9 protein-coding genes and 1 tRNA gene are annotated in these 12,188 nt (G+C 65.2%); 5 read left to right on the top strand and 5 right to left on the bottom strand.

The window, feature by feature from the left end; genetic code table 11:
• Positions 1–40: 40 nt before the first annotated feature.
• From ABW18_RS20875 to ABW18_RS20865, 3 genes are read right to left on the bottom strand one after another with little or no spacing between them, the layout of a single operon-like run.
• Entirely contained in the window at positions 41–1,153 is a 1,113-nt protein-coding gene (locus ABW18_RS20875; protein ID WP_049700915.1) for a glycosyltransferase, read from the bottom strand.
• Between the two features lie 45 nt (positions 1,154–1,198).
• Positions 1,199–1,570: a DUF3817 domain-containing protein gene (locus ABW18_RS20870; protein WP_049700914.1), complete on the bottom strand. Its 372-nt coding sequence runs from the start codon at positions 1,568–1,570 to the stop codon at positions 1,199–1,201.
• Positions 1,567–2,037, bottom strand: coding sequence for a glucitol operon activator (locus ABW18_RS20865; RefSeq protein WP_049700913.1), 471 nt, complete (start codon positions 2,035–2,037; stop codon positions 1,567–1,569). The genes ABW18_RS20870 and ABW18_RS20865 overlap by 4 nt, the downstream gene beginning before the upstream one ends.
• Before the next feature lie 60 nt (positions 2,038–2,097).
• On the opposite strand from ABW18_RS20865, the gene ABW18_RS20860 reads away from it, so the two are divergent.
• The 5 genes from ABW18_RS20860 (at position 2,098) to ABW18_RS20840 (ending at position 6,947) form a co-directional block, all read left to right on the top strand.
• A tRNA-Leu gene (locus ABW18_RS20860) sits at positions 2,098–2,182 on the top strand.
• A gap of 156 nt (positions 2,183–2,338) precedes the next feature.
• Entirely contained in the window at positions 2,339–3,052 is a 714-nt protein-coding gene (locus ABW18_RS20855) for a GntR family transcriptional regulator (RefSeq protein ID WP_049700912.1), read from the top strand.
• Between the two features lie 56 nt (positions 3,053–3,108).
• On the top strand, positions 3,109–4,560 hold the full coding sequence (locus tag ABW18_RS20850; RefSeq protein WP_049700911.1) for an allophanate hydrolase: 1,452 nt from the start codon (positions 3,109–3,111) through the stop codon (positions 4,558–4,560).
• Positions 4,557–5,264: a cysteine hydrolase family protein gene (locus ABW18_RS20845; protein WP_049700910.1), complete on the top strand. Its 708-nt coding sequence runs from the start codon at positions 4,557–4,559 to the stop codon at positions 5,262–5,264. The genes ABW18_RS20850 and ABW18_RS20845 overlap by 4 nt, the downstream gene beginning before the upstream one ends.
• Positions 5,265–5,348: 84 nt before the next feature.
• Positions 5,349–6,947: a SulP family inorganic anion transporter gene (locus ABW18_RS20840; RefSeq protein WP_049700909.1), complete on the top strand. Its 1,599-nt coding sequence runs from the start codon at positions 5,349–5,351 to the stop codon at positions 6,945–6,947.
• On the opposite strand, the gene ABW18_RS20835 is transcribed toward ABW18_RS20840, so the two are convergent.
• Entirely contained in the window at positions 6,888–10,301 is a 3,414-nt protein-coding gene (locus tag ABW18_RS20835; RefSeq protein WP_235434476.1) for a GH92 family glycosyl hydrolase, read from the bottom strand. The genes ABW18_RS20840 and ABW18_RS20835 overlap by 60 nt on opposite strands.
• Positions 10,302–10,391: 90 nt before the next feature.
• A complete protein-coding gene (locus ABW18_RS20830; RefSeq protein WP_235434475.1) occupies positions 10,392–12,059 on the bottom strand; it encodes a hypothetical protein in 1,668 nt (555 codons plus the stop codon).
• Between the last annotated feature and the right edge of the window lie 129 nt (positions 12,060–12,188).

Genomic DNA, 12,188 nt, shown 5'->3' with positions numbered 1-12,188 from the left:
CGGCGCGCAACGGACCAGGCGTCGCGGCAAACGGCCACCGTCAGCCTGCGCCGCCGCTGTGGACCGCGAGCATTCGTGAGACCGAATCGGGCCACGTGAACTGCGCAGCACGCGCACGAGCGGCACCTTCGCGTTCGGTACGTGGTATCGACAGAACATGCTCGACGGCGCGTGCGAACCCTGTCCCAGAATTGTCGGCGAGTGCGCCGCACGACTCGTCGACCATTCCTGCCACGGCGGACGACCGCGATCCGACGACCGGCGTCCCGGACGCGAGCGACTCCAACGCCGACAGGCAGAACGTCTCGTGCGGGCCGGGAGCGAACGAGACGTCGGTGCTGGCCAACAGTGCCGCGACCTCGCGCCGGTCACGCAGATGGCCGAGAAACGTGACAGGTAGGCCCCTGGCGGCGTGCTGCAGGGCGCCGCGCATGGGACCGTCTCCCGCGATGACCAGATGCACGGGTAGTCCCGCGCGATGAAGTTTCGCAGCGGCCGCGATGGAGCGATCCGCGCGCTTTTCCATAGACAGTCGGCCGCAGTGGCCCAGGAGAGTCGTCGAACCGTCGGTCCACCGAGCACTCAGCGCGGGGTCGAGGTGGTGTGGTGCGAACTGCTCCAGGTCGACGCCGAGCGGTGCGCGGACCACGTTGCGGGCCCCGATCCGCTCGAATTCGGCGGCGGCGAACCCGGTGGTGCACACCACGGAGTCGTACGAGTTGGCGGTTGCGGCGTTCGCCCGATCGGCCAGTGCCCGGGCGGTCCGCACGGGCATGGCCATGGCCAGCAGCCTGTCGAGCCGCTCGTGCGACACCATTGCCGACGGGATGTCGCGGCGTCGGGCCCAGCCACCGAAGCCGCGCAGCGTCAGCCGGTCCGACACCTCGAGTGCGTCGGGGCGGATCGAAGCCAGAACGTCGGCGACGCGTCGAGCGGATGCCAGGCGATACCCGCCGGAGAACGGGATACCCGGGGCGCGCACCGAAATCTTCACTACGCCGGACGGCATCAGATCTTCGCGTGATTCGCTTCCCGGTACGACGAGCGTCACGTCGTGTCCTGCGGCGACGTAGCCGGCACCCCAGCGGTCGACGGCTGTGCGCAGTCCTCCGGAGCGCTCACCGTAGAAGTTGGCCAACTGGACGATGCGCACCTCGCCAGTCAGCCGCGCTTGCGTGAACGCAGCGCTGCGCGTGCCTTAGGGCAGGTTGAACTGCGCCTTTACTTCCTTCGACCGGATGTGCTCGACATAGAACGAGAGGAAGGGGATGGTGCCCGCGATGGCGGTCACGATGATCTTGCCGACCGACCAACGCACCTTGATACCGAGGTCGATCGCGCAGATCAGGTAGATGAAGTAGATCCAGCCGTGTACCGGCGGGACGAAGTCCAAGACGTGATTGCCGAAGCCATAGCGCAGGATCAACTCGGCGACCAACAGCAGCAGCCAGATGCCGGTGATCCACGCGAGCACGCGATAGCGAGTCAGTGCGCTCTTCACCTTCGCGACGGGCGTGGTGGTCTGCGCGGACTGGGCGGTTTCGGTGCTCTGTGGGGTCTCGCTGCTCACCTGGGGTGTTCCTCCGTCTGTGTGGACTCGCGGGTCGTCGCGGGCGTGGTGACCGGCTGCGCCTCGGTGCGCTCGTGGTCTGTGGCGGCGAGCTCGGCGAGGTACCGGTTGTAGTCGGTGAGTGTCGAATCGTCGCGCACGGGAGTCGCGGCGAACGACGACGCGCTCGGGGTGGTGGCCCGCTCGGGAAGTATGCCGTCGGGGATCTCGGTCACGCCCTTGGGCCTGAGCTTCTCGACCTCCTCAGGGTCGGCCTCGAGCACCACGAACCGGCGGTACGCCCAGACGAACGCAATGGCGAACGCCGGCCACTGGAGCGCGTAGCCCAGGTTCTGGCCGGTACCGCCCGACGACTCATAACGATCCCACTGCCACCACGCCATGCCGAGGCATACGACAGCGGCGAGCGCCACCAGCACCAACAGTGCCGGGCGGTGCCTGCGGGCACCACGACGCGTAGTAGACATACCTTTGACGGTACCTGGCCTGGGTGTATCGCCGCGCGACCGGTACTGTTGACCGCGCACGCGCGAGTGGCGGAATTGGCAGACGCGCTGGATTTAGGTTCCAGTGTCTACGGACGTGGGGGTTCAAGTCCCCCCTCGCGCACCACAGAACCCTTACTCGAATCAGTGCGCCCGTGAATTCGCATCCGACGTCACGGTGGCCAGAGATGTCCAGCGGATGACGCGATGCTGACTAGACTCGGCCACGGGTACGACCAACCGTCACCCACGAATTCATCACTACGAAGGGTACGAACGCACGATGACGGAGATCGATGGGTCCGGTGTCACCCCCGATCTCCCGGAGAGCCTCGTCGACGTGGCAGGCCGTCGTATTCGGGACGCGATCCTGTCCGGGGCATTGACACCCGGACAGAAGATTGTCGAAGAGACACTCTGCACCGATCTCGGCATCAGTCGGGCTCCGGTCCGAGAGGCACTCCGGTTGCTAGCCCAGCAGGGCCTCGTAGAACACCAGCCTCGCCGCGGAACCCGGGTGGCAGAGTGGGCACCGCGAGACATCTTGCAGCTCTTCGAACTTCGCCAACTCCTCGAGCGATATGCGGTCGAGTCGGCACTGCCGCTGGCCGATCCCGACGTTCAACTTGCGCCAGTGCGCGCGGCCATCGAGGCCATGGAGAATGCTTCGGCCGACATTGATATCGACGATGCTCATCGGCGGTTTCATGCAGCGGTGGTCGGACTCGCCGACAATCGGCAACTCGACATCGCCTTGGAGCCGATCCTGCTGAAACTACAGTTGCCCATGGCGGTCAACCTGCGTGCGGAGGCGCGCGACCACCACGGGCACGATGATGGACTCCATCGTCATCACGACATCTTGCACGCGCTAGAAGCCAACGACATCGAAGCCGTGGTCGCCGCACTACGTGATCACGGACACCTCAACTACCTCAACCTTGTCGAGGCGACGATGGGGGAGGACGGGCGAGCCGACGAAGCCCGGATGAGCTAACACAAACGACACACAGTCGTTCTTCGGTTGGCACGATTCTGTCGACAATCGACGGTATGAACATTTCCGGAGAGGGTCCAACCCTGGGGCCGACGGTCGCCGAGATCGTCGAATCACATGTGAGCGGTAGCGGGTCGCCGAGCAGAACCGCACGAATGGTCTGCGATGCGATCGAGGCGCGTGGAGACGATGGCACCTGGTTGTCGACGGTGCCGAGAGACCAACTGATGGCGGCGGCGGCCGAACTCGAAGCCAGGCCGGGCGCGCGCGGTCTTCCGCTGTACGGAGTGCCTTTCGGCGTCAAGGACAGTATCGACGTCGCCGGGGTGCCCACAACGCTGTCGTGCCCGGGCTACGCATATGTCGCCGAGACCACCGCGCCGGTCGTGCAGCGCCTACTCGACGCGGGTGCGCTCTACGTCGGGAAGACCAACCTCGACCAGTTCGCTACCGGTCTCAACGGCACGCGCACCCCGTTCACCGTGCCCCGCAGCGTTTACGGGGGCGACATGATCTCCGGTGGCTCGAGTTCGGGATCGGCGCTGGCGGTCGCGCTGGGTGAGGTCCCGTTCGCGGTGGCCACCGACACTGCCGGGTCCGGCCGGGTCCCTGCGGCCCTCAACGGTGTCGTCGGTTACAAGCCGTCCCGAGGCTTGATCAGCACTGTGGGGCTTGTGCCGGCGTGTAAGTCGTTGGACTGCATCACGATGATGGCCGGCTGCATCGACGACGTCGATCGGGTCATGGCGGTGATGGCAGGCGTCGACGACGATGATCCGTGGTCACGAGCGTCGGGGCCGGGATTCGACGGTGACCGCATCACTATCGGCCTGCCGCCGGTGGAGGAGTTGGAGTTCTTCGGCGATGAGGCGATGCGCGATGCTCATCTTGCTTTCCGAAACAAGCTCCAGAACAACAGTTTCTCCGTCCCGACTGAGGTCGTCGAGGTATCTCTGGCGCCCTTCCTTGCCGCCGGCGAACTCCTGTATTCGGGGCCGTGGGTCGCCGAGCGCCTGGTGGTGTTCGATGAATTCCTCGACGAGCATCCGGAAGAGATCGTCCCAGTGGTGCGCGATATCTTGCGCAGCGGACTGAAGTACACGGCGGTCGATGCCTTCGCCGCGCTGCAGCGACTCGCCGAACTGCGTGCCGAGGTCGGCCGGATCTGGCGCGCCATGGATGTTCTGGTGGTGCCGACGATCGGCCGCACGTTCACCGTCGATGAGGTGCTTGCACAACCCATCGCGGCGAACACGATGCTCGGTCATTACACGCACTTCGGGAATCTGCTTGACCTTCTAGGGATCTCGGTACCGCAGGGAACCACCGCCGACGGACGTCCCCATGCTGCGATGCTGCTCGGCGATGCCCTCTCCGACGACACGGTGTTGCATCTTGCGGCCGAGTTGCTCGACGAGCCGCGGGCGCACGCCTCCGTCGTGGGACGCCCAGAGCTGAACAGCGTGCAAGCGAAACCCCTGCAGCACAACAGAAAGGCCGTGTTGTGAGCGAATCGGTCACCGTCATGGCGTTACCCGAACCAATCGATCTCGAACTCGACCGCACCGCACTGGTGATCATCGACATGCAGCGAGATTTCCTGCTGCCCGGTGGTTTCGGTGAGACTCTTGGCAACGACGTCGGGCAGTTGCAGAAGGTCGTCGAACCGTTGCAGGCGCTGCTCGCCGCCGCCCGATCAGCGGGCATGCTCGTCGTACACACGCGAGAAGGACACCTCCCTGATCTGTCGGATTGCCCGCCCGCCAAACTGTCTCGAGGTGCTCCGTCGAAACGGATCGGCGACCTCGGGGCATTCGGACGCATCCTGATCCGGGGCGAGTACGGCCATGACATCGTCGACGAGCTTGCGCCGCTGGCCGACGAAGTCGTGATCGACAAACCCGGCAAGGGTGCCTTCTACGCGACGGACTTCGGAAAAGTGTTGGAGTCCAATGGCATCACGCAGCTATTGGTGACCGGCGTGACCACCGAGGTGTGCGTGCACACCACAACTCGTGAAGCCAACGACCGGGGTTATGAGTGCGTCGTGGTTTCTGATTGCGTCGGGTCCTACTTCCCTGAGTTTCAGCGTGTCGGGCTGGAGATGATCGCCGCGCAGGGCGGCATCTTCGGCTGGGTCGCTGCGAGTGCCGACCTGCTCCCGGCGATGCTCGGGCGTCGTGCAGAGGCCTCGTCTGACGTCGTTTCCTGAACTAGCACAACACTATTCACCACCACCTTCCACGGCGTTGTGGAATCGACATTGCTGAAACATCTACACACTCGAAGGAACATCATGGGCACCACCGTCGAACCCGCGCCACCCACCGAGCCGTCGACACCTGACGCCACTGCGAAGTTACCGTGGTGGACCCGAGGGGATACCAACGCCTTCTTCGGGCTCGGATTCAACATTCTCGTCAACGTGTTGACCCTTACCGGCCTGATGATCGGCGTCGTCAAGGTTCCGGCCGACGATGTCCTCGGTACCGTGCTGCCCGCCCTCGGCGTCGCACTCGTGCTGGGCAATCTGTACTACACCTACCTGGCCCGACGACTTGCCAAGCGTGAGAACAGGAGTGACGTCACGGCTCTGCCGTACGGGCCGAGCGTTCCACACATGTTCATCGTCGTATTCGTGGTCATGCTGCCGGTCTACCTCAAGAGCAACGACGCGATGCAGGCTTGGCAGGCCGGCTTGGCGTGGGCGTTCATGATCGGTGTGATCGTGATGATCGGAGCGTTCGTGGGACCGTACGTCCGCAAGCTCACCCCGCGCGCGGCGATGCTCGGCACCCTCGCCGGTATCTCGATCACCTTCATCTCGATGCGGCCGGCCGGACAGATATGGGATGCGGCATGGATTGGGTTGCCGGTGCTGGCGATCATCTTGATCGGGTTCTTCACCGACGTGAAGCTGCCGGGCAACATCCCGGTCGGGCTGGCAGCGCTACTTGTCGGCACCGCCATCGGTTGGATCGGCGGGTTCATGTCGTTGCCCGACCTGCAGAGCGCTGTCGACAACATCGCCATCGGAGTCCCGGATCAGCGGTTCGACATGCTCTTCTCGGGCTTGGGGGATCTCGCCCCGCTGCTGGGCACAGCAATCCCGTTGGGCGTCTACAACTTCACCGAGGCGATGAGCAACGTCGAGAGCGCCGCCGCCGCGGGCGACAACTACGACCTACGGAGCGTGCTGCTGGCCGACGGTGCGGGCGCATGTATCGGTGCGGCGTTCGGCTCGCCGTTCCCGCCTGCGGTCTACATCGGGCACCCGGGGTGGAAGGACGCCGGTGGTCGGTCGACGTACTCGCTGGCCAGTGGGGTGGTGGTCGGCCTGCTGTGCTTCCTCGGGTTGGTCGGGGTACTCGAGGCGCTGCTGCCGGTGCCCGCGATCGTGCCGATCCTGCTCTACATCGGCCTGCTCATCGGGGCCCAGGCGTTCCAGGCTGTACCCCGACTGCACGCGGTAGCGGTGGTCGCGGCGATCCTGCCGAACCTCGCGCAGTGGGGAACCGGCCTCATCGACAACGCACTGTCCGCGGCAGGAACGACGGCCGACAAGGTAGGAGGCGACGCGTTGGCCAACGCCGGGCTCGTCTACTCCGGCCTCAAGACCTTCGGCGAAGGTGCGGTGCTGGTGGGTCTGGTGTTGGGGGCGATCGTGACGTTCATCCTGGACAAGAAGTTCCACTATGCGGCGATCGCCTGCCTGGTCGGTGCGGTGCTGTCGTTCATCGGGCTCATCCATGCACCCGAGGTGACGTGGGCGGCCAACCCGCAGGTGGCGCTCGGCTATCTCTTCTTCGGAATCGTGTGCTTCGCCTACTGGTTCCTACCCAAAGCCCGAACGCCGGTGACCGTCGACGAGGCCGACGTGGTCGCCGGACACTGACTCGCCACTATCGCTTGCCCGCGGCGTCGCGAGACGTCGCGGGCAGTGCTGGCTTTCTTCCGGTGGGTGCACGGTGCTGTTCAGTCGCAAGAACTCCAACTGAGCCAGCTCGGCGTCGTCGAGTGTCCGCAGTCGGATCTCCGACGTTGTGCTCGCCGTCGGCAGCGCGAAGATGCGGGTCTGTCGATCCCACCGGAACGAAGCTCTCCGTTCGTCGACGGAGATCCACGTGCCGGCGTCGTCGAGAACCTCGATCAGCCACCCCAGCTCGCCCGCCGAGTGCGGGGTGACGGTGTAGTGGTCGACGAGGGTCGGGGCGTCGAATGCCCAGCCGACCGCGTGGCCAGATGGCAGGAGTAGTGGCGCTGTCGACGAATCGTCGTCGAAGACGGCGGTTGCGTCTGTTGGGCCGCGGGCGCACGTCGGAGCTGCCCGCGGACTCGTCAGGTCGCGGGGTGGTTGGGGTACTGCGCCCTGCGGAGTAGTCGATGCCGGCACCGTGCCCGCGGCCCACGTCGTGGGCGCCGGGCCGAGCGCGATGGTGATGCGTGCACCCCGCATCAGTCGTTCCCGAGACACGGTGATGTGACTCCACGGCTGCCCGTCGATGGTCACGGACTCGATGTAGCGATTCGTCGGCGACGCCGCGGGAGCGTCGACGGTGAGTGTGGCGCCGTTGTCCAACGTCCACCTGATCCAGGGGAACGTCGGCGCGGTGATCACGTATTCGCCCGAGCCGATCGACAGCGGATAGAGCCCCGTGACCGCCCAGAGGTACCACGCCGACATCTCGCCGTTGTCCTCGTCGCCCGGATATCCCTGCCCGATCTCTGATCCGAGAAACAGTCGCTGTGTGGCATCGCGAACCAACGACTGCGTCTTCGCGTGGGCGACGCTACCCGGCGTGGACGCGTGGGCGTACATGAACGGAATGTGGTGTGCGGGTTGGTTGGAGAGGGCGAGCATGCCCATGCGGGTGTCGCGCGCCTCTCGCATCTCGTGGATCACAACGGGATACGACCCGCGCATGTCGGCGCTGCCGGTCTCGGGAGTCGCGCAGAACTCGCCGAGCTTCTTCTCGAGTGCGGTTCGTCCTCCGTGTAGCGTCGCAAGTCCCTCGCCGTCGTGGGGTGCGGTGAATGCTGTTCCCCAGGCGTTGGTTTCGGTGTAGTCGATGCCCCATCTACGCGGGTCGAAGTCGCGGAGCGGGCGCAAGTCCCCTTTGCGATCTCGCCCGCGGAAGAAGCCGCTCTCGGCGTCGAAGACGGCGGCGTACGACGCGGCTCGTGCGTCAAACCACAGCGCGTTGGTGCGGAACTCCTCACTCCGAGGATGAGCTGGGAAGCGTTGTGCGAGTAAGCGTGAGAAGGTTGCTAGGGCTGCGTCGTTGATCGCGGCGTCGACCGTCCAGCTCATTCCCTCGGCCGTGTCGGTGTCGGTGAATCCCTGGAACAGAGACCGCGACATACCCTTTCGGCCCACGCGGGGATTCGACGACGGGGTGGTCGCGTTGCGTAGGCAGGCGTCGTAGGCATTCTCGAGATCGAGTCCCGGCAGGTCGGCGAGCGCGGCGTCGGCGAATACCGCGTCGCTGCTCGTGCCGGTCATGATGTCGGCGGGCCCCGGCGCCGACCATCTGCTCGTCCAACCACTCCGCCGGTAATGTTCGACGAAGCCGTCAACCAATTCGCCTGTCTCCGTTGGCCACACGAGGGTACGTAGGGGCCAGCTCGCACGATAGGAGTCCCAGAAGCCGTCGGTCACGCTGAGCTTGCCGTCGACAACGGGACGCGCCGTCCGCGTCGGTGCGTCGTCGACGGGCGGAACGAACGGGTCTGCGTATGCCCACCGCGGACGCTCGGGGGTCCCGACGTTCTCATGGGCGATGGTGGGGTAGAGGTGAACTCGATGGAGACTGGAGTACGCGGTGACGAGTTGGTCATCGCTCGCGCCACGGATGTCGAGCCGACCGAGGACAGCGTCCCAGGCCGCTCGGCTTCGTGACCAGATCGCATCGAAACCGCCTCCCGCAAGACAGATGTCGTAGTCGAGGTTGCGGGCTGCCTGATCGACACCGATGAACGACGTCCCGATGGCGAGCACCGCGCTTCGACGCTGCGCGACGTCGAGCGTGACCGCTCCGAGCACCGCGCTGCGTTCGTGGCGACCGGGTGCGTGGCGTGTTGCCGTGACGGGAACATCGACGCGTGCGGCGAAGTACATGCGTGGCACATCGACCAAACCGCCTGGGCCATCGACGAATCCGGTGATCACACCCTGTGAGGCGTCGGACAACACCAGCGATCCGCGCCCGTCGAGCTGATCGAAGATCAGTGACCCGACGTCGGAGGGAAAGCCAACCCGCAGCCACACCGACCAGGTGCCCGCGGTGATTTCGGCGTCGACACCACCGGCGGCAGAGCCGCCGCCGAGTGGCACGGCGTAGCGATCCGGACGATCAGACTCGTCGTGGTGCGAGAACTCGAGCGCACGGTCGCCGCGATCGAGCGAGGGCTGGGAAAGTGCACTGGGAAAGAACTGGAGCACACCACGATCACCCATCCAGGGACTCGGGATGTGCGAGGTCGCGAAAGCGTTGAGGTGCGAACGATTCTCGGCGTCGTTGGCCTCGTGGTACGAGTACGGCCACCCTCGATTGCCCGCGTCGGTCATCGGCAGACCGAACACCGCCCCGTGCGGGGGAGCGACGAGCGGTGCGCAGTTGCCGCGTGAGAAGCGGTCGCTGGAGTGCGTTCCGCGTGTGGTGCGTACGCGATGAATACGCTCCGGGGGAGGGACACTGCGCGGACGCAGGCACACCTCGTCGACAAATCCCCTGAGCCGACGTTGCTTGTGACTCTTTGTGATTCGCGGGGGTGGAGCCAACCGGAGCGCCACCCCGACGATCCTCAGCCCCGCGCATCCGGTGAGTCGCACTCGTTTCAGAGTCCATTGATCCACCGCGATAGTCCGAGAAAGGTACTGACTGCGCGGATGGAGTTCGACGCCGTGCTGGTCGGACACCGCTCGCTCGGAAAGCGAGTGCCCGTCGTCGAAGTGGAGATCGAGGGATACGGCCGTTGCGGCGTACGAGTCCCGCACGTCGTGCTCGTCAGGGTCGAAGAAGGCATGGATGGCGTAGGTCAGCTCGTCGTCTTCTCCGACGACGCGCCCGACGAGATCGCAGCCGTCGAGCCCGGCAACCCCCTCGGACTCGGGGCGCACAGTGAGGTCGTAGACCCACGGTTGCAGCGACGTCAGACCGACCAGCGGCCGTGCGTTGACAGGATGCGACGGACCAGGGCCGCGCCGTAGCGAGGTGGTCGGATTCTGCCTGCGCGCACCGAACCGCACAAGCGTTACCCTACGTGCACTACCACCTGCGGTTGCTGTGAGTCACCAAACCCGAGACCGACAGCAACCGCCGCGAATTGCGTTCGGCTATCAGCCAGCAGCCGGAATCGTGAAGGGCAGGCCGGGCACCGGTGTGATGGCGGGCTTCTTCGATGTGGTCGACGGTGTCGCGGTGCGGCGTCGATCCTCACCGGCGGGCACGCGCGCTGACGTGGTCGGTGCGGCGGGCGCGAGCGCCTTCTCGTCGGCCGCCTTCTCGGTGCGCACGCCGTCCTTGGCGTCGCGCAACTTCTTGTTCTGCTCGGCTCCGAGACCGGCTCCCGTGGTGTCGTCCTCGCGCAAGCACATCGACCGGATCACGTTGTGGTAGTTGACGAGTCCGTACGTGATGGCTGCCGAACCGGCCGCGTTGAGCAGGCGGACCGGGGTGATCGGAAGACCCGTGATACCTGCAGCCCCAAGGCCCGCAGATTCCACCAGTCCGCCTGCCGTGCTGAACAAGTACAGCGACAGGTAGAGCGAGTAATACGCGGCGGTCATTCCCTTGGTCACGGTGAGGTCTGCGAGCGGTACCGTCGCCGCGAGGTTGTCGCCTTGGCCGATGTTGTGTCCGAGGCCCAACGCGATGTCGAGGGGTGCGCCGCCGACGTAAGGAATGATCGTGCCGATGTAGGACGCGATCGATTCCGCCGTGTTGAAGTCCGCGGGATCGGCGGGGATCAGGTTGTGCGGAATCGGGGTCGAGCGCATCGTCGTAAGAATGCGCTTGGTCTCGTTACGAATGTTGCGCTTCTGCGCCTCGGTGGTGACCATCGTCTGCGCGTAGTCGGAGGTGCGAGTCACGATGCGCGACAGCGGAAGTGAACCGACCGGAGCGCAGGTCTTGTTGTCGGCGAGTGCGAGTTGATCGGCGATGTCCTGCACGATGGCCGGGATCGGGATGTTGTAGCGCACGGTCTCGCTGGGCCGACCGGCGTCGTCCTTCTGCTCCTTGGTGACCCGCGCGACGCATTGGTTGATCATCGAGCTGGCGATCGCCTGGTAGGTGTACTGGGCACCGAGCGCGCTGGCGGAGACGCCGATCTGCAGGATGCTCCTCCAGGTGATGAAGTCCGAGAGTGCCGACAGCTGGGTTCCCTCAAACGGACTGCCCTGGATCGGCGCGATCTGCGACAGCACCCGCGCAGGTGCCACGACGGTCGTGAACAAATACAGCCATGCCGTCTCCACGGCCTGCATCAACGTGATGCGGCTGACCGGGATCGCATCGTTCTGCTTGCCGTCGCGAACCTTCAAGAGCTGCACCACGATCCACTGGGAGATCGGGGTGCGGTACTTGGTGGCCGGGTCGTCGGAATCGGCGCCGAGGGCCAGCGGGTTGTCGGAGATCGCCAGCGTCGAGACGTTCATCTGGTCCATGTCGCGATGTGCCTGTGCACGTGCGGCGTAGGCGTTCTGCTTCAGCTGAGGCGGAAGTGACGGGAGGATCGACTCGAAGAGCGAGTCGTAGACCACTGCAAGGGAGGTGAATTCAGCACTGACACAACTGGTTTCCTTGCCCAGGTTCTCCTTGGGCGTTGCCAGCAGTGATCGCTTCGACTTGCCGATCCGGTCGAGTCGCTCGTCGTAGGTCTCGGCGGGACGCGTTGTCGGCTTCGTCTTGATCTGTGCCGCTTGCGTTGCGGCCTGCTGCTGATGCGCGGCCTGCGTGGCCACCACGGCGGCTGTGCCATTACCGGTAGCGCCGGCGGCAAACACCGAACACAACGTCGTGACTGCGGTGACGCGGACGAGCCATTTCGTCCCGGTTCTCGATCGTCCTACTGCCGCTGGGTGGTCCCGACCCCCGCCACGCACCATGAAGCACTCTCTTCTCATGTGTCACCG

Source organism: Gordonia jacobaea, assembly GCF_001186365.1.
GTDB classification, from domain to species: Bacteria; Actinomycetota; Actinomycetes; order Mycobacteriales; family Mycobacteriaceae; genus Gordonia; species Gordonia jacobaea.
The sequence above is the reverse complement of the archived record's forward strand: the minus strand, read 5'-3'. Positions and strand labels throughout refer to the sequence as shown.

Excerpts from the sequence above, each read along its gene's own strand:
- ABW18_RS20855 (WP_049700912.1), top strand. The coding sequence starts at position 2,339 with ATGACGGAGATCGATGGGTCCGGTGTCACCCCCGATCTCCCGGAGAGC.
- ABW18_RS20840 (WP_049700909.1), top strand. The coding sequence starts at position 5,349 with ATGGGCACCACCGTCGAACCCGCGCCACCCACCGAGCCGTCGACACCT.
- ABW18_RS20865 (WP_049700913.1), bottom strand. The coding sequence starts at position 2,037 with ATGTCTACTACGCGTCGTGGTGCCCGCAGGCACCGCCCGGCACTGTTG.
- ABW18_RS20850 (WP_049700911.1), top strand. The coding sequence starts at position 3,109 with ATGAACATTTCCGGAGAGGGTCCAACCCTGGGGCCGACGGTCGCCGAG.